The sequence below is a fragment of the Cupriavidus gilardii genome, from assembly GCF_008801915.1.
GTDB lineage: Bacteria > Pseudomonadota > Gammaproteobacteria > Burkholderiales > Burkholderiaceae > Cupriavidus > Cupriavidus gilardii.
This window is the reverse complement of the sequence record NZ_VZOV01000012.1, coordinates 15,671-42,397: the sequence shown is the minus strand read 5'-3', so window position 1 is coordinate 42,397 and position 26,727 is coordinate 15,671. Positions and strand designations below refer to the sequence as shown.

The following is a 26,727-nucleotide window of genomic DNA, read 5'->3' as shown; positions in this document are numbered from 1 at the left end:
GCGGCGTTCTGATTCGGCTGTTGGCCTTGAACACCGGGCGCGGCCACTGCCGCGCCCGGATTTGCGTTTTACCGCGCCCAGGACGGAACGGCCTGGGCGCGGTGCTGATCACGGTTATTCCTTCGTCTCGATGAACCACCACACGGCACGCAGCAAGGCGCGGCCCGTGATGGGATGAATGTCGGTGAGATTGGCGCGGGCCGACCAGCCCGAGGGCGGGCGGTAGCCGCGCACGTCGCCTTCGCCGTGCCAGCGGCGGGCGCGTACCGTGCCGGGGGCGGCTGGTGGTGGTGCGGGTCATGGGGGCTTTTCCTTCCAGCAAAGCGCCCCGATCGAGGCCGGGGCGCTTGCCTTCGGCACGGGTCAAGCGGCCAGCGCCTCGGCGGGTTCATCCGTCATTGCCACGGTATCTTCCGGGGCGTCCTGCTCCGGGTCTGCCTCCTGCGCGGCATCCTGCAGGCCTGCGGCCTTGAAGATGGCGGGCATCCAGCCCGTACCATCGGCCAGCCACTCGGCTTCGCTGGCAATGTCGGCCTTCTTCAGCTTCGCCAGCCGGGTGACGGATTCCGGTGCAAACGCGCCCACGGCATCCAGAATCACGGCCTTGGAAACATGCTTGAAGTAGCCTTCTGCGGTCGGCTTCCACCATGCGGCCATGTCGAGGCCCACGGCCTGCGCCAGTTCCGCGCCAGGCTGGTGCAGCGTGGCGCGAGGCGTCACCACGTTCACCGTGGAAGCCACGCACACGGCCAGCAGCCGCACCAGCTCGTCTTGCGACTTCGCCAGCAGCGCGGCGAACAGTTCGGCGCTGTCCTCCGGCAAGGCAACACCTGCCACCTGTTGCAGTTCGCGCAGCGCCACGGCGGCGGGCGATTCCGGCCAGTCCGGGGCCAAGCCTTCCAGCCGATCTTGCACTTTCAGGCTCACGCCCAGCGGCAAGTCGTGGCCGTAGTGGCTTTCCTGCAAGACGGTCTGCACCATGCCATGCACCAGCGCGGCCAGCGCAACATGCGGATGCCGGGCGACTTCGATTTGCAGCGCCGCCGTGCGGTGGGCGCTCAAGCGCTGCGCCAGCCGGTCGGACAGACTCGCGGCCTTGGGCGCGTCGTCGGCGTCCTCGCCTTCGTCGTTGGTGGCTTCGCCTTCCACGCTGCCGAAACCGCGCCGCAGCTTGTCCAGCGTGCGCAGTGCCTTGGCCTCGGCTTCGCGCAGCAGGCCGCGGTGAATGACGGCCTCGCCGCTGCGGTCGATGGTGACGATGGCACCGGCCACGTCGCGCACTTCGGGCGCGTAGCCCTGCAAGGCATCCTCCGCGTCTTGCAGTTCCCCGGCCACCTGCTCGCGCCGCTGTTCCAGCTTCTCGGCCTCGGCCTCGTCCTCGCTGCTTTCACCTTGGCAAGCTTCTTCCAGTTCGGCGTCGATCTTTTCGAGGCGGGTTTCCAGCGAGGCGATGCGGCGGGCCTCGCGGGTGGTCGGCTCGCGGCGGTGGCGCGGGGCGTTTTGGAACGCCTGCCGTTCCTCGTAGGCCAGATGCGGCACGGCCTCCACCCATGCCCAGCCTTCGGCGCGCACGTCCTCAGCCAGTGTTGCCAGCTTGTCGCGCACCAGCGTTTCCAGCACTGCGGTATCGGTGAGGTAGGTTCCGGCATCGCCTTCCGCGAACAGGTCGCGGCGGATGCCGCCGCCTGCCTGCTGGTAGGTGTCCAGCCCGACGAAGCGCACCAGCGCGTGCGTGGCGTCGATTTCGCGCTCGGTCAGGCGCTCGCGCAAGTGCGAGGGATGGCGCTGCCACTGCGGTGCATCGTAGAACGCGGCTTCCTGCGCCGCGTGGTCGTCGGTGATGGCAAGGGCCATCAACTGGTCAAGGCTCACGGCATCGGCGCGATAGTCGGCCATCAGGCGCGGGGAGACATTCGCCAGCTTCAAGCGGCGCTGCACCACCAGCGGCGTGACACTGAAATCCGCTGCAATGTCCTCGATGGGACGGCCTTCGGCCACCAGTGCCGCAAAGGCTTCAAACTGGTCTGCGGGGTGCATGGCTTCGCGCTGTACGTTCTCGGTGAGGCTGGCCGTCCGGGCCGTGCCATCGGCCACCTGCAGGCAAGGCACCTCCCATTCCTTGCTGATGCGGTGCTTCTTCGCCAGCAGCTTGAGCGCTGCAAGGCGGCGGCCACCGGCGACCACCTCGTAATGCTCGCCATCGGCGGATGCAATCACGATCAGGTTTTGCAGCAGGCCCACGCGCTGGATGCTCGCGGCCAGTTCGGGGATGGACATGCGCGGGGTCTTGCGCACGTTGCGGCCGGTGGGGCGCAGCACCAGCCGCGACAGCGGAACCAGAATCAGGTTCTTGGTCGGGTCGGCGGCTTCCAGCGGGACAGCGGCGGTGGTATTGACGGCGCGGGCTTCGGTTTGGGTCATGGCGTTCATGGTGATAACTCCTATCGGTTCAGGGATGCAGCAGCGAGAAAGACGGCAAGGGCTGCTGCCTGCCCCTGCCGTGGGGGAATCAGGCTTTCAACTGGCGCAGGCCATCGGCCAGCAGCCACAGGGCGCGGTTCAGGCGTACATCGGAATCAATGCCCTGCACGGGGCGGGTGCGCTGGCGGCGTCCGTTGGCGCTGCGGCCATGCAATCCGCCCTTGGTCAAGTTCTCCTGTGCGCGGTTGAACACGCTCCACAGGTCGGGGCGGCGGTCGTCAAACCGGCGCGGCATCAGGATTTGCGACTCGGTGACGGGCGCGGACTTATTCGGGTCGTCGTACTTGAGGGCCAATGCGGCACGGGCGAATACTTCGGCCTCGCCATCGTCGAGCGTGACGGCCCGCATTGCTTCGCGGTTTTCCTTCACGCGCTCGAAGCCGCTCAGCACTTGATAAGCGCCTTCGATGACGTGCCCGGCCACATCGCCTTTGTGGGGTACGCGCACGTCCGCCACGGTGTCGCCGCAGACAAGGCCATTGCTGCACACGAAGCGGAACATGCCGGCCAGCATCTGATAGCTGCTCGTGCCATCGTGCGAGTTCAGCAGCACGATTTCATTGGCTTCCGCGCCGTTGATCTGGCTGGCATGGCGCAGGCGCAGCATGTGTTTCGTATGCTCGCGCTTGCCTTCATCGCGCACGCGGGTCTGCGTCGCCATGAAGGGTTGAAACCCCTCCTTGCGAAGCTCGGTCAGCACGGCGGCGGTGGGGATGTAGCTGTACCGCTCGGAACGGCTTTCGTGCGGTGCGTCCGCGAAGATGGATGGAGCCACCCTGCGAATCTGGTCATCGGACAGCGGGTAGTCGCTGCGCAGTGCCGGGGAGTGGGAAGCGAAACGGGATGCGAGTTGCATGGTCTTTCTCCTGACGAAAAGGGTTTGCTGTTCAAACCGCACACCGGATTCCTAGATTCGGAGCCCAGCCTTTCGGCTGTTCGGTGCGGTCGGCACGAGGAACCCGGTTGGCCCTGTTGCCACCGTCTTTCCTGAGTTCATCGCCCGCGACGGTCAGGAGCGCGCGGACGAGGACCGTCAAGGAGGCAAGCGCAGGGTTGGTGCGGCCCGCAGGCGCAGCCGAGGACACGGCCCTGCGCGCCTTGACGGCACACGGCCGCGGGCTACAGTCGCGGACAAGGTGATGAAGTCAGGGGAGACGGCTGGACAAGGCAACGGCCGCCTCTATGTGCCGACCGCACGGCAAGCGAAGCGCGCAGGCCCGGATCTGGAAGCCGGGCCGGAGGCGTCAGCCGAGCAGCGCGAGGGAACGATGGAAGCCCGAATGGGGCGAGACGCCGCAGGCGGCTCGATGCGCAGCACGACAGCGCGACCGGCCATGTTTCTAGGCCAGGGACGCCCGGACTTCAAGGCTCGATGCACAAGCTCATGCGCCAGTCATCGGGAAACAGGTTCGACAGCGACTGCCGTGGTCTGGCCGAGCCGGCGCAGCCGGTTCGGCAGTCCTTGAGGGGCGCCAAGCATTGCGCGGCGGGGATAGCCCGCAGGGCTTTCCCCTGGAGGCAAGCGAAGCGCGCAGCGCACTAGGCGCGAAAGCATCGGTACCGGGCGCAGCAGAAAAAAAGTGCGCCGCTCCCGCAGAGACGACGCACCCGAGGCAGCGCGGCGCGATCAGTTCGCCGCCGGCGCAGTCATCGACTGCAACTGGTCGATCACGCCAGGCTCAACAAACACGCAAGCCTGCTCGGCCGCGATCGGCACGTTGAACACCTGCGCAAACACCGTGCGCCGCAGATGAGCCAATCGGCCCGTCCGGTACGCCTGCTCGGGCTTCATGTGCCCACCGGCCTGCAAGTCGCTGCGCTGTGGATCGCATTCGACCAGCGCGACAAAACCATCGTCGGCCAGCTTCTGATGATCGGGGCACAGGCCCCAGCCGGTCGCCGTGTGGCGCTCCATGCTCGCGCGCAGGCGCTTGTCCAGCAGGATGGCGCCGGTATCGAACGCCGTGCCGCAAACAAGGCAAACATGCTGTTCGAGGGAAACGTGTGATTTGTCGTTCATGACTGTTCTCCAGTTGCGCGGGCGGAATTGCCCGGAACCGTCGCAGTCACGGCGCAGCGCAGCAGTCAGGGGTCGGAGACGGCCACGGGCCGCAAGCGTGCTGGCACGCGCCGCCCTTGAAGGCGAGAACGCCGTGATACGGTGAAGGGACACAGCAAGACCGCCTCCCCTCACACCATCCACGCACTGGCTTTTCGGCAAGCGGAGCGCGTAGGCCAGAAGCTGCTAGCAGTAAACTGAGCAGCACTCGGACAGGAGCCGAATGGAGGGTGATCTAAAGATGGCTAATGAGCTTTCGATACAGGCGGAAGCCTTGCAAAATCTATTGATCTCTCAAGCCACTGGCGGGAGCGAAGATGATGCGGAGTTCGTTCGCCTGAGGCAGGCTCTGCTTTCCAATACAGCCTTGGATTCACTGGTTCCCCAGTTTCTCCGAACCTGCCGCAGCCTTGCCCAGTTTTGGCAGTTCATCAAGTACAAGTACAAGACTTACGCCGAACGCCGAAACTGTCTGTGGAGCGAATTTCGTCCGATATTGGATGCCCTGGAGCGTGGCGGACTGGCACCTTCTGATTCCTCAGTAACCACGGCCTTGGAGAAGTTCGATGCCGCCCACGTGCAAGCAGCATGGTCGAAGGCATTGGATCGACGATCATCCGACCCAGAAGGTGCAATCACCTCGGCGCGGACACTGATCGAATCAGTATGCAAACACATCTTGGACGAGGCCAAGGTCAGCTATGACGATACGGCCGACCTTCCCAAGCTATACAAGCAGACAGCAGAAATACTCAAGCTGGCACCTTCTCAGCATACAGAGCAAATCTTCAAACAGATCCTCGGTGGCTGCACGTCGGTGGTTGAAGGTCTTGGCTCTCTTCGCAACAGGTTGAGCGATGCTCATGGCAAAGGGCGGATCGGCATCAAGCCTGCACCCCGTCATGCTGAATTGGCCGTCAATCTTTCCGGCACACTGGCGAATTACCTCTTGGCGACGTGGGAAGCACGCAACGAGGCTGCGACCTAATATCCTCGGACGCAGCAAAAAGGGGGCCGAAGCCCCCTCGGTCAAACCAGGCCGCGTTCGGCAAATGACGTGATGCTGCTGCCCGCCACGATGATGTGATCCAACGTGCGAACATCCACCAGCGCCAACGCCTCCTTGAGCCGCTGGGTCAGTACCTCGTCGGCTCTGCTCGGCTCTGGATTGCCGCTCGGATGGTTGTGCGAAACGATGACCGCCGCCGCATTGAGCCGCAGCGCCTGCTTGACCAGCTCGCGCGGATACACCGATGCGCTGTCGATGGTGCCGTGGAACATCTCGGCGTATTCGATCAGGCGATGCTGTGTATCGAGGAAAAGCACGGCGAACACCTCATGCTCGAAGCCAGCCAGCTTGGCGCGCAGGTACTCCTTGACCGCCGCCGGCGAACTGAACGACGCACCGCGCTGCATCTTGTGCTCGATGGCCTGGCGCGCGGCCTCCAGAATCTGGTCGGCCGTCGCCAGCAGGTAGCGGCCTTGTGCATCGCGCACCATCAGCGAGGCATTGAACGAGGAAAAGGACAGTTGCGACATGATCGTGCTCCGGTTGCTCGGGCGGAATTGCCCGGAACCGTGGCCAGCACGGCGCAGCGCAAGCAGTCAGGGGGCGCAGACGGCCGCCAGGACGCAAGCGCGCAAAAGCGCGTGCCGCCCTTGACGGCGAGAACGCCGTGATACGGTGAAGGGAACAGCAAGACCGCCCACACCCGCCCACTGCACACAGTCGGCTTTTGGGGCAAGCGGAGCGCGCAGGCCCGGATCAACAAGCCGGGCCGGAGGCGTCAGCCGAGCGAAGCGAGGGAACGATGGAAGCCCGAAGGGGCGAGACGCCGCAGGCGACTTGATGCGCAAGCACGACAGCGCGACGGCGGCACGCCGGGACGCAACATCGAAATACCACATCGAACCCGCTCCACTACGCCACAGCAAGTTGTCCCGATAGGTATTGAACTTCACCATGTCTCCATGCAGCAGAACCATGGAGTCCGAGGTGGAACAGCTATCGCAAGCCCCCAATACCGCCGGCACCGATGTCGGCCTCCCCTTGCCAGGCACGGATGCCTACGAGGCTTTGCCGCAATTTCCAAAGCGCAGTGTCCTTCCCTTCCGTCGCACCATTCGCCGGCAGGAACTGCGGCAGATCGTTCCCCTCGCCGAAACGACGATCTACGAAATGGAGCGTCGCGGTGAGTTCCCACGTCGCTTCAACCTGACGCCACGCTGCGTCGTATGGGACTTGGCAGAAGTGGAAGCCTGGGTCGAAGAACGAAAGCAGGCTCCGCGCGCCGGCGTGTCGAAACCGGATGTCCACCTACGAAAAACCCGCCCTGTCCGGGCGGGTTCGAGCAAGGCATAAGGCCAAGCAGCGGCACTCATCCAATCAAAGCCTCCAGTGCCTTCGATGCCGAGCGCGGCAATCGCCGCCCCTCCTTCGCCACGTTGACCTGCAAGGCCACCCGCGCCACCTCAAACACGTCCTTGGCCAGCGAGTAGCTGCCTTTGGCCTGCAACCACGCCAATACGTCTGCCAAATGCCAGATCGACGCGCTGCCCTCATGCACCGGCGCCGGAAAGCTGCCCGGATGCGCCAGCATCAGCTTGCGCATGTTCTGCCGCGACACGCCCACAATGTCGGCCACGTCAGTCAGACCCACCAGATCCGGCGCTACTTCGATCAATCGCGCGGTCGGCGCGGCGCAGCGCACATCGGCCAGCGCGCTACGCACGGCCTCGTCCGCATCCGCAGCCTCGCGGGTGAACTCCAGCGCCAATCGACCCGGCTGCCCGATGCCGACCAAGGCATCGTCGCAGCCGGCTTCGCCCAGGCGCTCCACCAGTGCATCGGCGTCGCGGTCATCGTCCGTGAGCTGGTATTTCAGAGTGAAGGTGTATTCCATCGCGCTACTCCTTGGCACCATCATCAGCGTCGCGCTGCGACCGGTGCGTGGTGCAGTTGTCCACGACGCGCCGCAAGGCGCGCGCGTGGTTGCCGGGATTTTTCGGCGTGCTCCATACGCTGGTGATGCAGAACTCGCCGCAGCGACATTCTTCATCGTTGTAAGGGCAATACATCCGCCCCCAAGCGTGGCTGCCGCCGACTTCGACGCGCCAGCCCTGCCCTTCGGCGTGCCTGAGAGCTTCCTCAACATCTTTCTTCGGATGAGGGGAACGAGCCATCAATAATCTTCAGTATGGGGATGAATGGCTTAGTTGTCAAGTGACAACCAAGCCACTGTTTCAGGCTATCGCGCTCAACGCCGGCACCACTACGTTCGCCGGTAACAGCTTCGGCACGTAGGTCTGCCCACCGCCCCAGGCATCGACTAGGTTGGCCCACTCTTGCAGCATGTGGCGCCGCTGCTCGGCGTACTCGGCCTTGTTGTAAACCGAGCGCGAGGAACGCCCGTCCTCGTGCGCCAGGCACTTCTCGATCCAGTCGCGGTTGAAGCCGATTTCGTTCAACAGCGTCGAGCCGGTGCGGCGCAGGTCATGGACGGTGAAGGGTTGCAGCGGCAGCCCCTTGGTCTTTGCCGCCTCCACCACGAGCCCCGTGACGCGATTCAAAGTGGCGTTGGACATGCACCGCTCTGCGTCATAGCGAGACGGAAAAACGAACCTTGATCCCGCCGCGCAGGCGTGCAACGTCACGAAGATGTCGAGCGTCTGGCGCGATAGATAGACCACGTGCGGGTTGCGCCCCTTCATCCGCTGCTTAGGAATCGTCCAGGTCTTGCTCTCGAAATCGACCTCATCCCAGGTGGCGTGGATCAGTTCGCTCTTGCGTACCAACGTCAGCAGGATCAAGCGCAGCGCCAGCTTGATGGTCGGATAGGTCGCCACCGATTCCATCTGCTGCATGAACAACCGAATCTCCAGCGGCGACAAGGCGCGATCTTTCGGCACAAAGGTGGCGATCGAGGCCGCGCCCACGCTGTCGGCGGGGTTGTCCACCTTCTCACCGTGGGCGATGGCGTAGATGTAGACCTGCTTCACGATGTCCCGAATCTGTACCGCCGTGGCCGGCGCCCCACGCTCCTTGACCTTGTTGCACAAGGCCCGCAGGTCTTCGGCCTGGATTTCGGTCAGCAGGCGATTCTGGAAGACCGGCAGGATGTCCCGGTCGATGATGTGCTTGCGCATGGCGCGGGTGCTGTCAGCCAGCCTTGCGTTGGCCAGCCACGTCTCCATCGCCGCGCCGAAGGTCTTGATGGCGACCATCCGGCGTTTCTCACGCTGCTTTTCCAGCGCGGGCGAGACACCCTTGAGAACGGCTTTGCGCGCGTCCAGCAGCAGTTCGCGCGCCATTGCCAGCGAGATGCCACCAGGGCCATAGCGTCCGAGGGTCAGCGTCTCGCGGCGGCCGTGGAGCCGGTAGTCGTAGCGGAACGTGATCGTTCCGCCAGGCGATACCGTCACATACATCCCGTCTCGGTCAGAAGCCTTATAAATCTTGGACTTAGGTTTGAAATTGCGTAGTGCAGCGTCGGTCAGCATCGAGGTTTCCTCCGGCATGTGACGGATTTACCGTCAGGTTTTACCGTCAGGGACCTGGAGACCTGCTGATGCCCGGAAAGCCCCATGAAACAAGCTTTCCCGAGAAGGCTTTTACCGTCAAAGACGGTAAAAGTCTGAATAGTGAACGAGAGTGTCTTAATCCAGCCTCGATTTTTACCGTCAGCTCTACCGTCAACTTTTTCTGCTGGCCGGCGATAGCCACCGATAGCTGTCGTGACGTATTTCTTTCTAAATCAACACGTTATATCAGTTCTTCGATAGCTGGCGATAGTCCCTGAAGGACCTGATTTCACTCCCACTCGATCGTCGCCGGCGGCTTCCCCGAAACGTCGTACACGACCCGGTTCAAACCCCGCACCTCATTGATGATCCGATTCGAGCAGCGACCCAGCAGCGCATACGGCAGGTGCGCCCAGTGCGCGGTCATGAAGTCAGTGGTCTGCACCGCCCGCAGCGCGACGACGTAGTCATAAGTCCGCCCGTCGCCCATCACGCCGACCGACTTGACCGGCAGGAAGACCGCGAAGGCCTGGCTGGTCAGGTCGTACCAGCTCTTGCCCACCTGGTCTTCGGTGCACAGGCCCGCGGCGGCGTCCTGCGCCGTGGCGATGGTGCCGCGCAGTTCTTCGATGAAGATCGCGTCGGCGCGGCGCAGCAGGTCGGCGTATTCGCGCTTGACCTCGCCGAGGATCCGCACGCCGAGGCCGGGACCGGGGAACGGGTGGCGGTAGACCATTTCGGGAGGCAGGCCGAGTTCGACGCCGAGTTCGCGCACTTCGTCCTTGAACAGGTCGCGCAGCGGCTCGAGCAGCTTCAGGCCCAGCGTCTCGGGCAGGCCGCCGACATTGTGGTGGCTCTTGATCGTGGTCTGCTTCTTGGTCTTGGTGCCGCCCGACTCGACCACGTCCGGGTAGATGGTGCCCTGGGCCAGCCACTTGGCGCGGGTCAGCTTCTTGGCCTCGGCCTGGAACACCTCGACGAATTCGCGGCCGATGATCTTGCGCTTCTGCTCGGGATCGGTGACGCCGGCCAGGTGGCCGAGAAACTGTTCCGACGCGTCGATGTGCACGACCTTGGCATGCAGGCGACCCGCGAACATCTCCATCACGAGCTTGCCTTCGTCCTGGCGCAGCAAGCCGTGGTCGACGAACACGCAGGTCAGCTGGTCGCCGATCGCGCGATGGATCAGCGCCGCGGCGACCGACGAGTCGACGCCGCCGGACAGGCCCAGGATCACCTCTTCGTCGCCGACCTGCTCGCGGATCTTCGCCACTGCCTCGTCGATATGATTGCGCATCACCCAGTCCGGGCGCGCACCGGCGATCTTCAGCACGAAGCGCTCCAGCATTTCGCGGCCCTTGACCGTGTGCGTGACCTCGGGGTGGAACTGCACCGCGTAGTAGCCGCGCGCTTCGTCGGCCATGCCGGCGATCGGGCAGCTCGGGGTCGAGGCCATCAGCTTGAAGCCCGGCGGCAGTTCGGTGACCTTGTCGCCGTGGCTCATCCAGACCTTCAGCATGCCGTGGCCTTCCGGCGTGACGAAATCCTGCACGTCCTTCAGCAGCTCGGTATGGCCGTGCGCGCGCACCTCGGCGTAGCCGAATTCGCGGGAGTCGCTCCACTCGACCTTGCCGCCCAGCTGCACGGCCATGGTCTGCATGCCATAGCAGATGCCGAGCACCGGCACGCCCAGGTCCCACACCGCCTGCGGCGCGCGCAGCTGATGGTCTTCATAGGTGCTGGCGTGGCTGCCCGACAGGATGATGCCCTTCGGCGCAAACTCGCGCACGAATTCGTCCGACACGTCGTTCGGGTGGATCTCGCAATAGACGTGCGCCTCGCGGACGCGTCGCGCGATCAGCTGCGTAACCTGCGAGCCGAAATCAAGGATGAGGATTTTGTCGTGCATGATGGGGAGCGATTGACGTGTCGACCGGTTCGACATCGGTCACCACTTCGGTGCCGGGACCGTAGCCGGGCGGCGGCGTGATGACCGGCTCGCGCCGGACTTCGGGGGATGGGGATGGATGAATGGTCGGGGCAGCGGGAGCCGGCCGGTTGGCCGCCGCGAGTTCCGCTTCGCGGCGCAGCAGCTCCGCCCGTTCGCGATTGCGGATGCGCTTGGCCAGCGGAATCTGCACCAGCGCGAAGAAGGCCAGCATCGCCGCCAGCAGCCCGAGCCAGATTCTGCCGGCGCCCTGCACCTGCAGATCGAAGAAGATCAGCCACGCAGCGATCAGCAACGCGCACGCCAGATTGACGGGCCCCGCCATGCGGGCCACCGGCACGGTCAGCTGACCGCGGAAAGCGGCCTGAGCGAGCAGCCACGCCACGCCGAGCAGCGTGAAGCCGAGCAGCTGGCCGTACAGCGCCGGCTGCGGCTGCGGCAATTGCAGCGCGGCATAGAAGGTGGCGAACGGCGCGAGCAGCAGCACGGCGCCGAGCGCGAGATCGAACAGGGCGTCGAAGAACAACACGGCGCGGAGCAGGACCTTCATCGAATCTCCTTGGCGGACTCAGGGGTGCACCGACGACCGGAGCCGATACGCGGCCCCGATATGAAGCGCGGCCGCACCGCCCTGAAGCCGTGCAGCCGCGCATCACCGGCATCGCGCATGGCGCGGCGCTCGCCGGTCCGTCGCTGACGTTAGTCGATATGGTAGTTCGGTGCTTCCTTGGTGATCTGCACGTCGTGGACATGCGACTCGCGCATGCCCGCGGCGGTGATCTGCACGAACTGGGCGGTCTCGTGCCATTCGGCGATCGAGCTGCTGCCGCAATAACCCATCGACGCGCGCACGCCGCCGGTCAGCTGGTGGATGATGGCCATCACCGAGCCCTTGTAGGGCACGCGGCCTTCGATGCCTTCGGGGACCAGCTTGTCGACGTTGGCGGTGTTGTCTTCCTGGAAGTAACGGTCCGCCGCGCCGTCCTTCATCGCGCCGACCGAGCCCATGCCGCGGTAGCTCTTGAACGAGCGGCCCTGATACAGGAACACTTCGCCCGGTGCTTCCTCGGTGCCCGAGAACATGCCGCCCATCATCACGGTATGCGCACCGGCGGCCAGCGCCTTGGCGATATCGCCCGAGTAGCGGACGCCGCCATCGGCCACCAGCGGCACGCCGGTACCGGCCAGCGCCTCGGCCACGTTCGACACCGCGGTGATCTGCGGCACGCCGACGCCGGCGACGATACGCGTGGTGCAGATCGAACCCGGGCCGATGCCGACCTTGACGCCATCGGCGCCATGCTCGACCAGCGCGCGGGCGGCTTCGCCGGTGGCGATGTTGCCGCCGATCACCTGCACGTGCGGGAAGTTGTCCTTGACCCAGCGGACGCGGTTCAGCACGCCCTGGCTATGGCCGTGGGCGGTATCGACGACGATCACGTCGACCCCGGCCTTGACCAGCAGCTCGACACGCTCGTCGTTGTCCGGGCCGACGCCGACCGCCGCGCCAACGCGCAGCTGGCCGTGGTCGTCCTTGCTCGCCAGCGGGTGCTCGACCGCCTTCTGGATGTCCTTGACGGTGATCAGGCCGCGCAGCTCGAAGGCTTCGTTGACGACCAGCACGCGCTCCAGGCGGTGGCGGTTCATCAGGCGCTTGGCCTCGTCCAGGCTGGCGCCCTCGGCCACCGTGACCAGCTTCTCCCGCGGCGTCATCTTGGCGCGCACCGGGGCGTCGAGTTCTTCCTCGAAGCGCAGGTCGCGGTTGGTGATGATGCCCACCACGGTCTTGCCTTCCAGCACCGGGAAGCCCGAAATGCCGTGCTGCTGCGACAGCGCGATCACGTCGCGGATCTTCATGTCCGGCGAAATGGTGATCGGATCACGCAGCACGCCCGATTCGTAGCGCTTGACGCGCGCCACTTCCCGCGCCTGGTCGGCCGGCTTCAGGTTCTTGTGAACGATGCCGATGCCGCCCGCCTGTGCCATGGCGATGGCCAGACGCGCCTCCGTCACGGTATCCATGGCGGCGGAAACCAGCGGAATGTTCAATTCGATCGAGCGGGTCAGGCGGGTGCGGAGGGAGACATCCCGGGGGAGGACGGCCGAATAGGCCGGGACGAGCAGCACATCATCGAACGTGAGTGCTTTCTGGACAAGACGCATAGCGATTCCTCTAGGCGCAAAATCGAATTATACAGGAACCGCCCCTTTCATGATGGGCGCGTGCCCGGAATCTGCCGGGCCAATGCTATCCTTTGAGGCTTTTCTGAGCGGAGGCGCGTCCAGCGCGGCAAAACGGATGGGGATCGGCGTACTGTGCGGCCTGCTGGCCGGCGCGTTCTGGGGCATGGTGTTCATCGCGCCCAAGCTGCTGCCGGTGTTTTCGCCGTGGGAGCTGGCGATCGGCCGTTACCTGGCCTACGGGCTGGTGGCCGCCGTCGCCGCGGCGCCGCTGATGCGCCGCATCGCGCGCAAGCTGACCCGCGCCGACTGCATCGCCCTGCTGCGCCAGGCCTTCACCGGCAATCTGCTGTACTACGTGCTGCTGGCCTTCGGCGTGCAGCTGGCCGGGGTCGGACCGACCTCGCTGATCATCGGCATCCTGCCGATCTCCGTCACGGTGATGGGCCGGCGCGACCACGGCGCGGTGCCGCTGTCGCGGCTGCTGCTGCCGCTTCTGGTGGTCGCCGCGGGCATCGCCTGCATCAACCTCGATCTGTTCGCGGGCGGCGGCCACGGCGGGCACGGCGCGGCCGCGGCGGAAGCGGCGCGACCGGTCTGGCAGAAGCTGGCCGGCGTCGTCTGCGCGGCCGGCGCGCTGGTCTGCTGGACGCTGTACGCTGTCGACAATGCCCGCTACCTGCAGCGCAATCCGCAATACAGCGGCAACGAATGGTCGGCGCTGTACGGACTGTCGACCGGTATCGTCTCCGCGCTGCTGGCGCTGGTCGGCTGGCTGCTGTTCCGCGACGTGCTGACCGCCCCGGGCAGCGGGCGCGACTGGCAATGGTTCTGGTGGGTCAATGCGGCGGTGGCGCTGGGCGCCTCGCTGATCGGCAACAACCTGTGGAATATCGCCAGCCGGCGGCTGCCGCTGACGCTGTCAGGCCAGATGATCGTGTTCGAGACGCTGTTCGCACTGGCCTACGGCTTCCTCTACGAGCAGCGCTGGCCGCGCGGCCTCGAACTCGCGGCCATCGTGCTGCTGATGATCGGCGTGGCTTGGTCGGTGCGGCTGCATGCGGGCGAGAAGAGCGCGGCGCCAGCGGCGGACGAGTCGACGAACGCGGAAGCCGCCGAAGCGACCGCAGCCGCAGCCACCGAGTCCGGCCACGCGGACAAGCGGCCGGCCTGACGCGCCGATCGACCGCTCAGCGGCCCGCCGCCTCGCTGTCCCCGCCGCCGCGCATCCACTTCTGCCCTTCCCGCGTCCCGGCCTCGCGCGCCTTCTGTACGCGGCGCCGGCGCGCGGTCTTGGGATCGGCCACCAGCGGCCGGTACAGCTCGATGCGATCGCCCTCGCGCACCACGGTGTCCAGCGTCTTGAGCTTGCCGAAGATGCCGACGCGCAGTGCCGCCGGATCGAGCTCCGGATGGGCCGTCAGCACGCCGCTGGCCTCGATCGCCGCGGCGATCGTGGTGCCGGCGGGCAGTTCGATTTCCTTCAGGAAGACCGTGTCCGGCTTCGCGTGGCAGACGGCCACACGCACGGTGGCCGGCCCTTGCTCAGCTGTTGCCATAGACGACCTCGGCACGCTTGACGAAGGCGTCGACGAAGGTATTCGCGATCATGCTGAACACCGGCCCGATGATCTTCTCGAGGATGATGCTGGAGAACTCGTAATGCAGATGGAATTCGATCTTGCAGGCGTCCTCGCGCAGCGGAATGAAATTCCAGTAGCCGTTGAAGGTCTTGAACGGACCATCGGCGAAATTCATGTCGATGCGGGTCGGCCGATGCTGCGTATTGCGGGTATGGAAATACTGCTTGATGCCGTTGAAATGGATATGCAGCTTGGCGTCGAGCAGCGTCTCGGTCTGCTCGAACACTTCCACGCCGCCGCACCAGGGCAGGAACTTGGGATAGTCCTCGACGCGCGTGACCAGGGCGTACATTCGCTCGGCCGAATAACCGAGCAGCACGGTTTTATGGACGTCTGCCATGAGTTGACGATTCTGGGCCGATGGCTGTCCACGGGCGACAACCGGGGCCGGTCTGTTTGCTAGAATCCGGATTTTAGCCGACGCGCGCCTGCCTGGCGTACGCTCCGGCCGGGCCGCCGCCTTCGGCCGCGGCGCCAATCATCGTACCAGCGGCCGCCACCGGCGTCCGCCGAACCGGCGGAGCCCGCAGAACGGCGCCGCCGCCCCCTACCATCCACCACCACGCATGACCATCGCAGACAACAAGAAGGCCTTCTTCGACTATTTCATCGAGGAGCGATACGAAGCCGGCATCGTGCTCGAAGGCTGGGAGGTCAAGGCGATCCGCGCCGGGCGCGTGCAGATCAAGGAGGGCTATGTGGTGGTGCGCGACGCCGAGCTGTTCCTGATCGGCGCGCATATCAGCCCGCTGCAGAGCGCCTCCACGCACGTCAAACCCGACCCGGTGCGCACCCGCAAGCTGCTGCTCAAGGCCGACGAGATCCGCAAGCTGATCGGCAAGGTCGAGCAGCGCGGCTATACGCTGGTGCCGCTGAACCTGCATTACACGCGCGGCCGCGTCAAATGCGAGATTGGCCTGGCCAAGGGCAAGAAGCTGTTCGACAAGCGCGAGACCGAGAAGGATCGCGACTGGCAGCGCGAAAAGGCGCGGATCATCAAGAGCGGCGGCAAGGAGTAAGCCCCCTGCGCCACGCTGTCATTGCCGCGAAGGCGGCAATCCAGCGTCTTTCAACGGTGGTTCGATGCCGCCGTGTCCCCGCGTTCGCGGGGACGACGGGACACGAAGCGCGATCGCTCAGCCCGCGCTTTTCTGGCTTTTGACGATCTGCAGCGCCGACGCGACCATCGAGCTCATTTCGCCCAGATTGCCCGGCACGATCAGCGTGTTGCCGGTCTTGGCCAGATTGGCAAACGCGCCGACATATTCCTCGGCGACCTTCAGATTGACCGCTTCGACGCCGCCCTCGGCGCGAATCGCGCGCCCGATCTTCTCGATCGCCTGCGCATTGGCCTCCGCCACCGCCAGGATCGCGGCGGCCTCGCCCTGCGCCTTGTTGATCGCGGCCTGGCGTTCGCCCTCCGACTGCTGGATCGCCGCCTCGCGCGCGCCCGAGGCCAGGTTGATCTGCTCCTGCCGGCGGCCTTCCGAGGCCGCGATCAGCGCCCGCTTCTCGCGCTCGGCGGTGATCTGTGCCTGCATCGCATGCAGGATCTCCTTCGGCGGGGTCAGGTCCTTGATCTCGTAGCGCAGCACCTTGACGCCCCAGTTAGAGGCCGCCTCGTCCAGCGCATTGACGATGCTGTGATTGATGAACTCGCGCTCCTCGAAGGTCTTGTCGAGCTCCAGCTTGCCGATCACCGAGCGCAGCGTGGTCTGCGCCAGCTGCGTGATCGCGACGACGAAGTTGCTCGAGCCGTACGAGGCCTTCATCGGGTCGGTGACCTGGAAGTACAGCACGCCGTCGACCTGCAGTTGCGTGTTGTCCTTGGTGATGCAGACCTGGCTGGGCACGTCGAGCGGGATTTCCTTCAGGATGTGCTTGTAGGCAACGCGGTCGATGAACGGCAGCACCACGTTGAGCCCGGGCGTCAGCGTCGCACGGTATTTGCCCAGGCGCTCGAGCACCCAGGCGTGCTGCTGCGGCACGATCTTGAAGCTCTGCGCGAGCAGCACGATCACGGCGATCAGGACCAGGAGAGGCAGCACGCTGCCGGCGACATCTAGCATGGGGACTCCATCGGTTGTTGCAGGGAAGGACAAAGGGACGACAAGGGAAGAATGCCGCAGGCGGCATGGCCCACGCGGGCGGCGCCACCGCCCGGGCGAAGCGATGCTGCCCGCGCCGGCGACGGGCTAGCGCGGCACCACGACGAGCGTGTTACCGCGGACCTCGACGATGCGATGGCGGCCCGGCAATGCCTCGCCGGGCGCGCCCAGTTCGACCTGCCACTGCGCGCCGCGGTACGGCACACGCGCGCGGCGATCGGCGCCCCAGGCCGGCACGTCGAGCTCCTGGCCGATATCGAGATTGACGTTTGGATCGGTGGCTGCCGCGCCGCGGCGCGCGCGGCCATAGCGCGAGCGGCGCAGCGCCGCGAAGCCGATCAGCGCAATCACCGCCGCGACGCCGAACTGCGCCGCGATGCCCAGCCCCGACAGCGCCGCGATGCCCGCGGCAACGGCCGCCAGCGCGACCATCAGCAGATACAGCGTCAGGCTGGCCAGTTCGGCGATGACCAGCAGTACCGCAAGGCCGAACCAGATGTGGTAGTCCGCCATGGCGATTCACCCCTCGATCTCGTTGTTGCTGTTCTTGTTCTGATGCACGGGCGCGGCCCTGTGTGTCGACCGCGGGCGCGCCCTGCCAAAGCGAAAAACCCCCGCGGCACCGTAGCACCTGCGGGGGCATGGCCGCGTCCTACCGAGGTAGGGCGCGGCGGACGGCACCGAGCCTGTCGTCCTTTCAAATTACGACGCCAGTTGCCGCCACGTGTCGATCACCGAATCGGGATTCAGCGAGATCGACTTGATGCCTTCCTTGGCCAGCCACGCGGCGAAGTCCGGATGGTCCGACGGCCCCTGGCCGCAGATGCCGACATACTTGTTCAGCCGCAGCGCGGTCGAGATCGCGCGCGACAGCATGAAGCGCACCGCGGGGTCGCGTTCGTCGAAGTCCTTGGCCAGCAGCTCCATGCCCGAATCGCGGTCCAGACCCAGCGTCAGCTGCGTCAGGTCGTTCGAGCCGATCGAGAAGCCGTCGAAGTACTGCAGGAACTCCTCGGCCAGGATCGCGTTGGACGGCACCTCGCACATCATGATCACGCGCAGGCCGTTCTCGCCGCGCTTCAGGCCATGCTTGGCCAGCAGGTCGATGACCTTCTCGGCCTGGCCCAGCGTGCGCACGAACGGCACCATGATCTCGACGTTGGTCAGGCCCATTTCGTCGCGCACGCGCTTCATGGCCTTGCATTCCATCTCGAACGCCTCGGCGAAATCCTCGGCGATATAGCGCGAGGCGCCGCGGAAACCCAGCATCGGGTTTTCCTCGTCCGGCTCGTAGCGCGAACCGCCGATCAGCTTCTTGTACTCGTTGGACTTGAAGTCCGACAGGCGCACGATCACCGGCTTCGGATAGAAGGCGGCGCCGATCGTGGCGATGCCCTCGGCCAGCTTGTCGATGTAGAAGGCGCGTGGGCTGGCATGGCCGCGGGCCACGCTCTCGACCGCCTTCTTCAGGTCGGAGTCGACCTGCGGATAGTCGAGGATAGCCTTCGGGTGGACGCCGATGTTGTTGTTGATGATGAATTCGAGGCGGGCCAGGCCGACGCCGCTGTTCGGGATCTGCGCGAAGTCGAACGCCAGCTGCGGATTGCCGACGTTCATCATGATCTTGACGTCCAGCTCCGGCATCTCGCCGCGCTGCACCTCGGTGACCTCGGTCTCGAGCAGGCCGTCGTAGATGCGGCCCTCGTCGCCTTCGGCGCACGAGACGGTGACCAGGGTGCCGTCCTTCAGCACATCGGTGGCGTCGCCGCAGCCCACCACGGCCGGCACGCCCAGTTCGCGCGCAATGATGGCCGCGTGGCAGGTGCGGCCGCCGCGGTTGGTCACGATGGCCGAGGCACGCTTCATCACCGGTTCCCAGTTCGGATCGGTCATGTCGGCGACCAGCACGTCGCCGGGCTGCACGCGCTCCATCTCGCTGGGGTCGTTGATCACGCGAACCGGACCGGTGCCGATCTTCTGGCCGATCGCGCGGCCGGTGGCCAGCACCGCGGACGTGCCCTTGAGCTTGAAGCGCTGCTCGGCCTTGCCGGCCGACTGGCTCTTCACGGTCTCGGGACGCGCCTGCAGGATGTAGATCTTGCCGTCCTTGCCGTCCTTGCCCCACTCGATGTCCATCGGGCGGCCGTAATGCTTCTCGATGATCATCGCGTAGCGCGCCAGCTCGCTGACGTCCTCGTCGGTGATCGAGTAGCGGTTGCGCAGTTCGCTCGGCACGTCGACGGTCTTGACGCGGCCCGCTTCCCCGGGCCCGGTGAATTCCATCTTGATCAGCTTCGAGCCGATCGAGCGGCGGATGATCGGATATTTGCCCGCCTGCAGCGTCGGCTTGAAGACGTAGAACTCGTCCGGATTGACCGCGCCCTGCACCACCGTTTCGCCCAGGCCATAGCTGGAGGTGATGAAGACCACGTCGGGGAAGCCCGATTCGGTGTCGATGGTGAACATCACGCCGGACGCGGCCAGGTCCGAACGGACCATGCGCTGCACGCCGGCCGACAACGCCACCACGTCGTGGGCGAAGCCCTTGTGCACGCGGTACGAGATCGCGCGGTCGTTGTACAGCGAGGCGAACACATGCTTGATCTTGTCGAGCACGTCGTCGATGCCGCTGACGTTCAGGTAGGACTCCTGCTGGCCGGCGAACGAGGCGTCAGGCAGGTCTTCGGCGGTCGCCGACGAGCGCACCGCGAACGAAGCTTCCGCGCCCTCGCGCTCCGCGACGCGTGCGTAGTGTTCGCGGATCTCCTGCTCCAGGCGCGGCTGGAACGGTGCGGTGGCGACCCAGTTGCGGATCTCGGCACCGGCCTCGGCCAGCGCCTTGACGTCGTCGACGTCGAGCGCCTTCAGGCGGTCGGAGATGCGTTGGGTCAGGTTGTTGTGGGCCAGGAAGTCGCGGAAGGCCAGCGCGGTGGTGGCGAAGCCGCCGGGCACGCGCACGCCGGCGCCTGCCAGCTGGGAGATCATTTCGCCGAGCGACGAATTCTTGCCCCCCACCACTTCCACATCCGCCATGCGCAGCTGCTCGAACGGCAGCACGTAGGCGCCGTCATTTGCCAGGTTGGTCATAAAAGCCTCAAAACAAAGTAGGAAACCTGTCGCTCACGCCGGAATGTCGTTGGAGTTCTGCTACCGGGCGGATCGCTTTGCTAAACAATCCGGGCACCGAGGGACCGTGGGACCGTGAAGTTGGCGGAATGCTGTCGAACCCATTTGTCGACAATCCCGCGCCGAATCGTCCCGCGCGTGGCGCGCCGTGCAATTGCTTAGCGAAAAGATCGCCGCTATTCTACCGTGCCGCACCGCACTTTCGCGTGCGGCAGGCCCCAAAATAATTGTTCAGACATGGATTCCCCCGCCGCGCCGCGCGCCGACAAGCCGGCCGTCCGCACCGTATTTATCGTCTCGGACGGCACCGGGATCACCGCCGAAACATTCAGTCATTCGATCCTGGCCCAGTTCGAGATGCGCTTTCGCAAGGTGCGAATGCCCTTTATCGATACGCCGGAAAAGGCGCATATGGCGGTCGGCAAGATCAACGAGGCCTTCTATGCCGAAGGCGTGCCGCCGATCGTCTTCACCACGCTGGTCAATGCCGAGTCGAACAAGGCGCTGCGCCGCGCCAAGGGCATGATTCTGGACATGTTCCAGACCTTTATCGAGCCGCTCGAAAAGGAATTGGGGCTGAAATCGACTCATGCGATCGGACGCTTTCACCAGAATGCCGACACCGAGGCGTACAAGAACCGGATCGAGGCGATCAATTTCTCGCTGGCCCACGACGACGGCCAGTCGCACAAGAATCTGGCCGAGGCCGACGTGATCCTGGTGGGCGTATCGCGCAGCGGCAAGACCCCGACGAGCCTGTACCTGGCGATGCAATATGGGCTGAAGGCGGCCAATTACCCGCTGATTCCCGACGATTTCGAACGCGGCAAGCTGCCGTCGGCGCTGTACGATTTCAAGCCGAAGATCTTCGGTTTGTCGATCGATCCGCAACGGCTGTCCGAGATCCGCAATGAACGGCGACCCGGCAGCAAATACGCATCGCTGGAGAATTGCCGCTATGAGGTCAACGAAGCGGAGATCATGATGCGCCGCGAAGGGATCAAATGGCTGTCGTCGACGCACAAGTCGATCGAGGAGATCGCCACCACGATCCTGCAGGAGATCAAGGTCGATCGGGACAATTACTGAGGGAGCGTTTCCCTCTTTGCTTTCCCCTTCTCCCGCCGTGCGGGAGCGGGGAGCGCGATGGCGGCATGCACGCCGTGTCGCCGGCCCGCATACGTCGCGTCGCCCTGCCCGGCTACCCCCGCCGCTGCCGTACCGCCTCGAACAGGCACACCGCGGTAGCGGCGGCGACGTTCAGCGATTCGAGCCCGCCGGGCTGCGGAATGCCGACGGTGCGCTGCACGTGCGCCATCCATTCGGCGCTGACCCCCGCCCCTTCATTGCCGACCACCCAGCCGACCGGCCCGCGCAGGTCCGTGTCGAACAGCGCCGCTTCCGCGTGCGACGAGGTCGCCAGCAGCGGCACCGCCAGCCGCGGCGCCAGCATCTCGACCGTGCAGTGCTCGACGATATTCAGGTGGAAGTTGGCGCCCATCGCCGCGCGCAGCGTCTTGGTGGACCACGCGAAGGCGCAGCCGGTGCCGAGGAACGCGTGCTGGATGCCGGCGGCCGCGGCGCTGCGCAGGATCGAGCCGACATTGCCGGCGTCCTGCACGCCGTCCAGCACGATGCAGTCGGCGTCGATGCTTGCCGGCAGGTGCCCCGCGGGAGTATCGATCACCAGCATCAGGTCGATGCCGTTGACCACACCGGTAATCTGCGCGAACAGCGCGTCGGCCAGCACCACGATGCGCTGATCGTCGATGCGGGCCAGCAGCGCGGCGACCTCGGGGTGGTCGAGATGGCGCTCCGACACCACGCAGCTGACCGGCTGGCCCAGCGCGGCCAGATAGGCGTCGGCCAGATGAACCCCGTCGAGCACCGATTGCCCGGCCTTGCGCCGCTGATGGGTCGAGCCGGTCAGGGCCTTCAGGTGCTTGAACAGCGCGTTGTCGCGCGAGCTGACGTGCTTCACGTTAATCCACGTTGTTCTACGTTATGCCGCAAGGTCATGCCGCAGCGGCTCACGACAGCGCCGCCCCGGGGCTGACGGCCGCACCGAGGGCGTCCTCGATCGCGTCGAGCGCATCGAACGCGTCAATGGTCTCGGCCAGTTCGTCCGGCGAAGGCCGCAGGCCAGCGGCGGCGCTGTCCAACCCGCCCGCTGGCAGCAATGCGTCCGGGCCGAGTGGCCCGCGCGCCAGCGCCTCGCGCACCGGCGCGAACGAGCGGCGGTGATGCGGCGTGGCGCCGAAGCGCGCCAGCGCCAGCAGATGCTGCGGCGTGCCGTAGCCGACGTGGCTGTCGAAGCCGTACTCGGGAAACTGCGCGTGCAGCGCGACCAGTTCGCGATCGCGCGCGACCTTGGCGAGGATCGATGCGGCGGAAATCGCCTGCACGGTGGCATCGCCCTTGATCACCGCTTCGACCGGATACGGCACGTGCGGGCAGCGGTTGCCGTCGACCTGCACCAGGTCCGGCGCGATGCCGCAGGCGGCGACGCCGTGCACCGCGCGCTGCATCGCCAGCATCGTCGCGTGCAGGATGTTCAGCGTGTCGATTTCCTCCACCGTGGCAAAGGCGATATGCCACGCCATCGCGCGCGAACAGATCTCGTCGAACAGCGCTTCGCGCCGGGCCGCGGTCAGGATCTTGGAGTCGGCCAGGCCCTCGATCGGCCTGGCCGGATCGAGCACCACCGCGGCGGCGAACACCGGGCCGGCCAGCGGCCCGCGTCCGGCCTCGTCGACGCCGCACAGCCGCTGCGCCATCGCCGCGGCCGGCGACAGCGACAGGCCGAGCTGCGCCTCGGCGGCGGCGGCCCGGGCCGCCTTGCCAGACCTTGTCGCCTTGGTGGTCCTGGCAGCCGCACCCGTCTTGGCTGCCTTGGCGGCAGGGGTGCCGGAGCCGGGCTGGCGCGCGGGCAGCCGCGCCATCAGCCGGCCCTCCGGCTGCACAGCAGATCGACCACCACGTCGGCGGCGATGTCGGCGGTATTGCGGCGCAGGGTCTGGTGCATCTGCGTGAAGTGCTCGTACAGGAAGGCGGTGTTGTCCTGATCGTTCAGCTGCAGCAGCGTCTCGCGCGCCAGCGCCTCGGGCGTGGCGTCGTCCTGCAGCAGCTCCGGAACGACGAAGCGTCCCGACAGGATATTCGGCAGGCCGACATAGGGCAAATAGCCCTGCCGCTTCATGATCTGCGCGGTCAGCCAGGGCACCTTGTACGAGATCACCATCGGCTTCTTGTACAACGCCGCCTCCAGCGTCGCGGTGCCGCTGGCCAGCAGCACCACGTCGGCCGCCTCCATCGCCAGATGCGACTGGCCATCGACGATCGTGACATCGAGCTCGGGATACTCGGCGGCATGCGATTCGATCACCGCCCGCAGCGAGGCATTGGCGGCCGGCACGACGAAGGCCAGCGCGTTGTCCATCTGCCGCATCTGGTCCATCGCGGCGAAGAACGTCGCGCCCAGGTGCCGGACCTCGGACTGCCGGCTCCCCGGCAGCACCGCGACCACGCGGCGCCCGGCCGGCAGGCCCAGCCTGGCCCGCGCGCCGTCGACGTCGGGCACCATCGGGATCACGTCGGCCAGCGGGTGGCCGACATAGGTCGCCGCAATGCCGGCCTTGGCGTAGATCTCCGGCTCGAACGGGAACAGGCAGAGGATGTGGTCGACGGCCTTCGCGATGGTGCGGATGCGCCCGCCCCGCCAGGCCCAGATCGACGGGCTGACGAAGTGGACCACCGGAATGCCGGCGCGGCGCAGCGGCACTTCGAGGCCGAAGTTGAAGTCCGGCGCGTCGACGCCGATGAAGCACAGCGGCGGATCGGCCAGCAGGCGGTCGCGGATCGCGCGCCGCGTCGCCAGAATCTCGCGCAGCGAGCCCAGCACCTCGACATAGCCGTTGACCGACAGCGTCTCCATCGGCCAATGCGAGACGAAGCCCTGCGACATCATGCGCGAGCCGCCGATGCCCGAGTAGGACACCGCGTCGCCGAGCCGCGCGCGCAGCCCGGACAACAGCAGCGAGGCCAGCAGATCGCCGGAGGCCTCGCCGGCCACCATCGCGATCTCGCCACGCAATCCGGGCAGCGCCGACGCCGCGGCGGCGGCCTGGGGTTCGATGACCGGAATCGGCTGCATTTTCGCGTCGGCCATGGCGACGCCGGGCTTCAGCGCACGATGCCGCGCTTGGTCGCGGCGATGAACTCGAGGAAGGCGCGCAGCGGCACGGCGGTGCTCGCATCGGCCTGGGCCAGCATCTGGCCGATCTCGGCCTGCGCCTGGTCGAAGCCCAGGTCCGACTTGTACAGCAGCTTGTAGGCCTGGCGCAGCGCGGCGATCTGGCCGGCGTCGAAACCGCGCCGGCGCAGCCCTTCGACGTTGATGCCGTGCGGCGTGGCCTTGTTGCCGTTCTTGTCGCTGGCCGCGATCACGAACGGCGGCACGTCCTGCACCAGCGCCGAGGCGCCACCGAGCATCGCGTGGTCGCCGATGCGCACGAACTGGTGCACCCCGCTCATGCCGCCGAGGATGGCCCAGTCGCCAACCTGCACGTGGCCGGCGATCTGCGCATTGCTCGAGAACACGGTGTGGTTGCCGACGCGGCAGTCGTGCGCGATATGCACGTACGCCATGATCCAGTTGTCGTTGCCGATGCTGGTCACGCCCTCGTCCTGCACCGTGCCGGTATGGATCGTGGTGAATTCGCGGATGCGGTTGCGGTCACCGATCACCAGCCGGGTCGGCTCGTCGCGGTACTTCATGTCCTGCGGCGCGCCGCCGACCGAGGCGTACGGTCCGATGCGGTTGTCCGCGCCGACGGTGGTGTGGCCGTCGATCGTGGTGTGCGAACCGATCACGGTACCGCTGCCGATCCGTACATGGGGACCGACGATGGAAAACGGTCCGACGCTGACGTCGGCCGCCAGTTCGGCCTTCGGGTCGACCAGGGCGGTGGGATGGATTTGCGTCATGCGTGAAAGTCCTATCGATCTTGTGGTGGGCGGCGCGCCCGCGTTCGCATTCGCGTTCACGGGCGCCGCGTCAAGACGGCGCCGGGCGCCGTGGCTTCAGGCGTCGGCCTGCTTGACGGTGCACATCAGCTCGGCCTCGCAGGCGACCTTGTCGTCGACGGTCGCGTGGGCCTTGAATTTCCAGATGCCGCGGATATAGCGCTCGACCGAGACATGCATATGCAGCTGATCGCCAGGATAGACAACCTGCTTGAAGCGCGCGCCGTCGATGCCGACGAAGTAGTACAGCGAGCCTTCCTTGCGCTCCATGTCGGCGCCGAAGGTCAGCAGGCCAGCCGACTGCGCCAGCGCTTCGAGGATCATCACGCCCGGCATCACCGGCGCGCCGGGGAAATGGCCCTGGAAGTACGGCTCGTTGATGGTGACGTTCTTCAGCGTCTTGATCCGTTTCTGCGGTTCGAATTCGAGCACGCGATCCACCAGCAGGATCGGGTAGCGATGCGGCAACAGCTTCAGGATCTGGCGGATGTCGATGTCGGTGGCGGTCATGATGATTTCTCTTCCGTATTCTTTGTCGTGGCGTCCGGGCCCTGCCCGCGCAGGCGCTTCTCCAGTTGCACCACGCGTTCGCGCAGTTTGGATAGCCCCCGCACGATGGCGGCGTTGCGCTCCCAGTCGCCATGCGGCAGGAAGGGAAACACGCTGGTGAAATGCTGGCCCGGCTTCGCGATCGATTTGGTGATCGAGGTCCCGCCCGATACCGTGGTGCGATCGGCGATCTGCAGATGGCCGGCGAAATTGGCCGAGCCGCCGATCACGCAGAAGCGGCCTACCTTGGTACTGCCCGCGATCGCGGCGCAGCCGGCGATCACGGTATGGGCGCCGACGCGCACGTTATGCGCGATCTGGACCTGATTATCGATCTTGCAGCCGTCCTCGACCACGGTATCGCCCATCGCGCCGCGGTCGATCGCGGTGTTGGCGCCGATCTCGACATCGTTGCCGAGCACCGCGCGGCCGGTCTGCGGAATCTTGACGTACTCGACGCCGTCCGGGCGGATGTCCGGCGCAAAACCGAAACCGTCGGCGCCGATCACCGCGCCGCTGTGGACGATGCAGCGTTGCCCGACCACGCAACCGTGATAGATCGATACGTTGGCGTACAGCAGCGTGTCGTCGCCGATCTGCGCGCCGGCGCCGATATAGGTATTGGCCAGCACGCGCACGCGCTCGCCGAGCCGGGCGCCGGCTTCGATCACGACATTAGGGCCGATATGGCAGGAGGCGGGCACCACCGCATCATCCGCGACGCTGGCGCGCGGATCGATGCCGGTACGCGGGTCCTGGTTGGCGGCGCGGTCGAATTGCTGGGCGATGCGCGCGAAGCAGACGTACGGGTTGCGCGCGACCAGCCAGTTGCGGCCGTCGGCTCGGCCCTGCTCGCGAATGCGGTCGAGGTCGGCCGGCGAGACGATCACCGCGGCGGCCGACGAGGTCAGCGCCTGGGGCAGATACAGCGGATTGGACAGGAAGGACAGCTGCCCTTCCCCTGCCTGATCGAGCGGCGCGAGGCCGCGCACGGCCAGCGTGGGATCACCCACAACTTGCGCGCCGGTGTCCGTGGCGAGCTGACCCAGTGTGGGTGTCTTCATCGCGGTACTTCCTGGAACGACG

Annotated in this window: 26 protein-coding genes; 5 read left to right on the top strand and 21 right to left on the bottom strand. The window is 65.9% G+C overall.

The window, feature by feature from the left end; genetic code table 11:
• Nucleotides 1–363 precede the first annotated feature (363 nt).
• The 3 genes from F7Q96_RS15430 to F7Q96_RS15420 form a co-directional block, all read right to left on the bottom strand.
• Nucleotides 364–2,430, bottom strand: a complete 2,067-nt coding sequence (locus F7Q96_RS15430; RefSeq protein ID WP_054666222.1) for a ParB/RepB/Spo0J family partition protein — start codon at nucleotides 2,428–2,430, stop codon at nucleotides 364–366.
• 79 nt (nucleotides 2,431–2,509) lie between these two features.
• Nucleotides 2,510–3,337 carry a DUF932 domain-containing protein gene (locus F7Q96_RS15425; RefSeq protein ID WP_054666224.1) on the bottom strand — a complete coding sequence of 276 codons (828 nt, stop codon included), beginning with the start codon at nucleotides 3,335–3,337 and terminating at the stop codon, nucleotides 2,510–2,512.
• Between the two features lie 771 nt (nucleotides 3,338–4,108).
• Nucleotides 4,109–4,501 (bottom strand): hypothetical protein, encoded by a 393-nt coding sequence (locus tag F7Q96_RS15420; protein ID WP_054666236.1) that lies wholly within the window; start codon nucleotides 4,499–4,501, stop codon nucleotides 4,109–4,111.
• A 262-nt stretch (nucleotides 4,502–4,763) separates the two neighbouring features.
• Here F7Q96_RS15420 and F7Q96_RS15415 point away from each other — a divergent pair, with 262 nt between their 5' ends.
• Entirely contained in the window at nucleotides 4,764–5,528 is a 765-nt protein-coding gene (locus tag F7Q96_RS15415; protein WP_082394030.1) for an abortive infection family protein, read from the top strand.
• A 41-nt stretch (nucleotides 5,529–5,569) separates the two neighbouring features.
• Here the strand turns inward: F7Q96_RS15415 and radC are convergent, their stop codons facing one another.
• A complete protein-coding gene (gene radC / locus F7Q96_RS15410; RefSeq protein ID WP_054666238.1) occupies nucleotides 5,570–6,079 on the bottom strand; it encodes a RadC family protein in 510 nt (169 codons plus the stop codon).
• 445 nt (nucleotides 6,080–6,524) lie between these two features.
• Here radC and F7Q96_RS15405 point away from each other — a divergent pair, with 445 nt between their 5' ends.
• The gene (locus F7Q96_RS15405; protein ID WP_082394032.1) at nucleotides 6,525–6,902 is read left to right on the top strand and encodes a helix-turn-helix transcriptional regulator; all 378 of its coding nucleotides are present in this window, start codon (nucleotides 6,525–6,527) and stop codon (nucleotides 6,900–6,902) included.
• Nucleotides 6,903–6,918: 16 nt separating this feature from the next.
• Here F7Q96_RS15405 and F7Q96_RS15400 read toward each other — a convergent pair whose 3' ends face one another.
• The 6 genes from F7Q96_RS15400 to guaB form a co-directional block, all read right to left on the bottom strand.
• Nucleotides 6,919–7,443 (bottom strand): helix-turn-helix transcriptional regulator, encoded by a 525-nt coding sequence (locus F7Q96_RS15400; protein WP_054666242.1) that lies wholly within the window; start codon nucleotides 7,441–7,443, stop codon nucleotides 6,919–6,921.
• Between the two features lie 4 nt (nucleotides 7,444–7,447).
• Entirely contained in the window at nucleotides 7,448–7,723 is a 276-nt protein-coding gene (locus F7Q96_RS15395) for a hypothetical protein (protein ID WP_082394034.1), read from the bottom strand.
• Between the two features lie 60 nt (nucleotides 7,724–7,783).
• Nucleotides 7,784–9,040: a tyrosine-type recombinase/integrase gene (locus tag F7Q96_RS15390; protein WP_054668696.1), complete on the bottom strand. Its 1,257-nt coding sequence runs from the start codon at nucleotides 9,038–9,040 to the stop codon at nucleotides 7,784–7,786.
• 310 nt (nucleotides 9,041–9,350) lie between these two features.
• Complete coding sequence (guaA, locus tag F7Q96_RS15385) at nucleotides 9,351–10,970, bottom strand: glutamine-hydrolyzing GMP synthase (RefSeq protein ID WP_023264342.1); 1,620 nt, start codon at nucleotides 10,968–10,970, stop codon at nucleotides 9,351–9,353.
• The gene (locus tag F7Q96_RS15380) at nucleotides 10,945–11,559 is read right to left on the bottom strand and encodes a hypothetical protein (RefSeq protein WP_053821674.1); all 615 of its coding nucleotides are present in this window, start codon (nucleotides 11,557–11,559) and stop codon (nucleotides 10,945–10,947) included. The genes guaA and F7Q96_RS15380 overlap by 26 nt, the downstream gene beginning before the upstream one ends.
• Nucleotides 11,560–11,708: 149 nt before the next feature.
• A complete protein-coding gene (gene guaB, locus F7Q96_RS15375) occupies nucleotides 11,709–13,172 on the bottom strand; it encodes an IMP dehydrogenase (protein WP_151022927.1) in 1,464 nt (487 codons plus the stop codon).
• Between the two features lie 136 nt (nucleotides 13,173–13,308).
• Between guaB and F7Q96_RS15370 the strand changes: the two genes are divergently transcribed.
• Nucleotides 13,309–14,364 (top strand): DMT family transporter, encoded by a 1,056-nt coding sequence (locus F7Q96_RS15370; protein ID WP_082371446.1) that lies wholly within the window; start codon nucleotides 13,309–13,311, stop codon nucleotides 14,362–14,364.
• A 16-nt stretch (nucleotides 14,365–14,380) separates the two neighbouring features.
• On the opposite strand, the gene F7Q96_RS15365 is transcribed toward F7Q96_RS15370, so the two are convergent.
• Both F7Q96_RS15365 and F7Q96_RS15360 read right to left on the bottom strand, forming a co-directional pair.
• Nucleotides 14,381–14,749 (bottom strand): RnfH family protein, encoded by a 369-nt coding sequence (locus F7Q96_RS15365; protein ID WP_082371445.1) that lies wholly within the window; start codon nucleotides 14,747–14,749, stop codon nucleotides 14,381–14,383.
• Complete coding sequence (locus tag F7Q96_RS15360) at nucleotides 14,736–15,173, bottom strand: type II toxin-antitoxin system RatA family toxin (protein WP_053821672.1); 438 nt, start codon at nucleotides 15,171–15,173, stop codon at nucleotides 14,736–14,738. Before F7Q96_RS15360 ends, F7Q96_RS15365 begins: the two co-directional genes overlap by 14 nt.
• 226 nt (nucleotides 15,174–15,399) lie before the next feature.
• Here F7Q96_RS15360 and smpB point away from each other — a divergent pair, with 226 nt between their 5' ends.
• Nucleotides 15,400–15,852 (top strand): SsrA-binding protein SmpB, encoded by a 453-nt coding sequence (smpB, locus tag F7Q96_RS15355; RefSeq protein WP_006579356.1) that lies wholly within the window; start codon nucleotides 15,400–15,402, stop codon nucleotides 15,850–15,852.
• Nucleotides 15,853–15,969: 117 nt separating this feature from the next.
• Here the strand turns inward: smpB and F7Q96_RS15350 are convergent, their stop codons facing one another.
• The 3 genes from F7Q96_RS15350 to ppsA form a co-directional block, all read right to left on the bottom strand.
• Nucleotides 15,970–16,902: an SPFH domain-containing protein gene (locus tag F7Q96_RS15350; protein ID WP_053821671.1), complete on the bottom strand. Its 933-nt coding sequence runs from the start codon at nucleotides 16,900–16,902 to the stop codon at nucleotides 15,970–15,972.
• A gap of 126 nt (nucleotides 16,903–17,028) precedes the next feature.
• Nucleotides 17,029–17,454 (bottom strand): NfeD family protein, encoded by a 426-nt coding sequence (locus F7Q96_RS15345; protein WP_053821670.1) that lies wholly within the window; start codon nucleotides 17,452–17,454, stop codon nucleotides 17,029–17,031.
• A gap of 189 nt (nucleotides 17,455–17,643) precedes the next feature.
• Entirely contained in the window at nucleotides 17,644–20,028 is a 2,385-nt protein-coding gene (gene ppsA, locus F7Q96_RS15340; protein WP_053821669.1) for a phosphoenolpyruvate synthase, read from the bottom strand.
• A 276-nt stretch (nucleotides 20,029–20,304) separates the two neighbouring features.
• Between ppsA and ppsR the strand changes: the two genes are divergently transcribed.
• Nucleotides 20,305–21,156, top strand: coding sequence for a posphoenolpyruvate synthetase regulatory kinase/phosphorylase PpsR (ppsR, locus tag F7Q96_RS15335; protein ID WP_053821668.1), 852 nt, complete (start codon nucleotides 20,305–20,307; stop codon nucleotides 21,154–21,156).
• A gap of 112 nt (nucleotides 21,157–21,268) precedes the next feature.
• On the opposite strand, the gene F7Q96_RS15330 is transcribed toward ppsR, so the two are convergent.
• The 6 genes from F7Q96_RS15330 to lpxD all read right to left on the bottom strand — a co-directional run bounded on the left by F7Q96_RS15330 (nucleotide 21,269) and on the right by lpxD (nucleotide 26,705).
• Nucleotides 21,269–22,048: a TrmH family RNA methyltransferase gene (locus F7Q96_RS15330; protein ID WP_053821667.1), complete on the bottom strand. Its 780-nt coding sequence runs from the start codon at nucleotides 22,046–22,048 to the stop codon at nucleotides 21,269–21,271.
• A 49-nt stretch (nucleotides 22,049–22,097) separates the two neighbouring features.
• Nucleotides 22,098–22,844 carry a ribonuclease HII gene (gene rnhB, locus F7Q96_RS15325; protein WP_082371621.1) on the bottom strand — a complete coding sequence of 249 codons (747 nt, stop codon included), beginning with the start codon at nucleotides 22,842–22,844 and terminating at the stop codon, nucleotides 22,098–22,100.
• Nucleotides 22,845–23,008: 164 nt separating this feature from the next.
• Complete coding sequence (gene lpxB, locus F7Q96_RS15320; protein WP_226994891.1) at nucleotides 23,009–24,142, bottom strand: lipid-A-disaccharide synthase; 1,134 nt, start codon at nucleotides 24,140–24,142, stop codon at nucleotides 23,009–23,011.
• 107 nt (nucleotides 24,143–24,249) lie between these two features.
• The gene (gene lpxA, locus F7Q96_RS15315; protein ID WP_053821666.1) at nucleotides 24,250–25,053 is read right to left on the bottom strand and encodes an acyl-ACP--UDP-N-acetylglucosamine O-acyltransferase; all 804 of its coding nucleotides are present in this window, start codon (nucleotides 25,051–25,053) and stop codon (nucleotides 24,250–24,252) included.
• 96 nt (nucleotides 25,054–25,149) lie between these two features.
• The gene (fabZ, locus tag F7Q96_RS15310) at nucleotides 25,150–25,602 is read right to left on the bottom strand and encodes a 3-hydroxyacyl-ACP dehydratase FabZ (RefSeq protein WP_006577561.1); all 453 of its coding nucleotides are present in this window, start codon (nucleotides 25,600–25,602) and stop codon (nucleotides 25,150–25,152) included.
• Nucleotides 25,599–26,705 (bottom strand): UDP-3-O-(3-hydroxymyristoyl)glucosamine N-acyltransferase, encoded by a 1,107-nt coding sequence (lpxD, locus tag F7Q96_RS15305; protein ID WP_053821665.1) that lies wholly within the window; start codon nucleotides 26,703–26,705, stop codon nucleotides 25,599–25,601. Before lpxD ends, fabZ begins: the two co-directional genes overlap by 4 nt.
• Nucleotides 26,706–26,727: the final 22 nt, after the last annotated feature.

Coding starts and splice junctions, on each gene's coding strand:
- F7Q96_RS15430 (WP_054666222.1), bottom strand. CDS start 2,430: ATGAACGCCATGACCCAAACCGAAGCCCGCGCCGTCAATACCACCGCC.
- F7Q96_RS15425 (WP_054666224.1), bottom strand. CDS start 3,337: ATGCAACTCGCATCCCGTTTCGCTTCCCACTCCCCGGCACTGCGCAGC.
- F7Q96_RS15420 (WP_054666236.1), bottom strand. CDS start 4,501: ATGAACGACAAATCACACGTTTCCCTCGAACAGCATGTTTGCCTTGTT.
- F7Q96_RS15415 (WP_082394030.1), top strand. CDS start 4,764: ATGGAGGGTGATCTAAAGATGGCTAATGAGCTTTCGATACAGGCGGAA.
- radC (WP_054666238.1), bottom strand. CDS start 6,079: ATGTCGCAACTGTCCTTTTCCTCGTTCAATGCCTCGCTGATGGTGCGC.
- F7Q96_RS15405 (WP_082394032.1), top strand. CDS start 6,525: ATGGAGTCCGAGGTGGAACAGCTATCGCAAGCCCCCAATACCGCCGGC.
- F7Q96_RS15400 (WP_054666242.1), bottom strand. CDS start 7,443: ATGGAATACACCTTCACTCTGAAATACCAGCTCACGGACGATGACCGC.
- F7Q96_RS15395 (WP_082394034.1), bottom strand. CDS start 7,723: ATGGCTCGTTCCCCTCATCCGAAGAAAGATGTTGAGGAAGCTCTCAGG.
- F7Q96_RS15390 (WP_054668696.1), bottom strand. CDS start 9,040: ATGCTGACCGACGCTGCACTACGCAATTTCAAACCTAAGTCCAAGATT.
- guaA (WP_023264342.1), bottom strand. CDS start 10,970: ATGCACGACAAAATCCTCATCCTTGATTTCGGCTCGCAGGTTACGCAG.
- F7Q96_RS15380 (WP_053821674.1), bottom strand. CDS start 11,559: ATGAAGGTCCTGCTCCGCGCCGTGTTGTTCTTCGACGCCCTGTTCGAT.
- guaB (WP_151022927.1), bottom strand. CDS start 13,172: ATGCGTCTTGTCCAGAAAGCACTCACGTTCGATGATGTGCTGCTCGTC.
- F7Q96_RS15370 (WP_082371446.1), top strand. CDS start 13,309: ATGGGGATCGGCGTACTGTGCGGCCTGCTGGCCGGCGCGTTCTGGGGC.
- F7Q96_RS15365 (WP_082371445.1), bottom strand. CDS start 14,749: ATGGCAACAGCTGAGCAAGGGCCGGCCACCGTGCGTGTGGCCGTCTGC.
- F7Q96_RS15360 (WP_053821672.1), bottom strand. CDS start 15,173: ATGGCAGACGTCCATAAAACCGTGCTGCTCGGTTATTCGGCCGAGCGA.
- smpB (WP_006579356.1), top strand. CDS start 15,400: ATGACCATCGCAGACAACAAGAAGGCCTTCTTCGACTATTTCATCGAG.
- F7Q96_RS15350 (WP_053821671.1), bottom strand. CDS start 16,902: ATGCTAGATGTCGCCGGCAGCGTGCTGCCTCTCCTGGTCCTGATCGCC.
- F7Q96_RS15345 (WP_053821670.1), bottom strand. CDS start 17,454: ATGGCGGACTACCACATCTGGTTCGGCCTTGCGGTACTGCTGGTCATC.
- ppsA (WP_053821669.1), bottom strand. CDS start 20,028: ATGACCAACCTGGCAAATGACGGCGCCTACGTGCTGCCGTTCGAGCAG.
- ppsR (WP_053821668.1), top strand. CDS start 20,305: ATGGATTCCCCCGCCGCGCCGCGCGCCGACAAGCCGGCCGTCCGCACC.
- rnhB (WP_082371621.1), bottom strand. CDS start 22,844: ATGGCGCAGCGGCTGTGCGGCGTCGACGAGGCCGGACGCGGGCCGCTG.
- lpxB (WP_226994891.1), bottom strand. CDS start 24,142: ATGGTGGCCGGCGAGGCCTCCGGCGATCTGCTGGCCTCGCTGCTGTTG.
- lpxA (WP_053821666.1), bottom strand. CDS start 25,053: ATGACGCAAATCCATCCCACCGCCCTGGTCGACCCGAAGGCCGAACTG.
- fabZ (WP_006577561.1), bottom strand. CDS start 25,602: ATGACCGCCACCGACATCGACATCCGCCAGATCCTGAAGCTGTTGCCG.
- lpxD (WP_053821665.1), bottom strand. CDS start 26,705: ATGAAGACACCCACACTGGGTCAGCTCGCCACGGACACCGGCGCGCAA.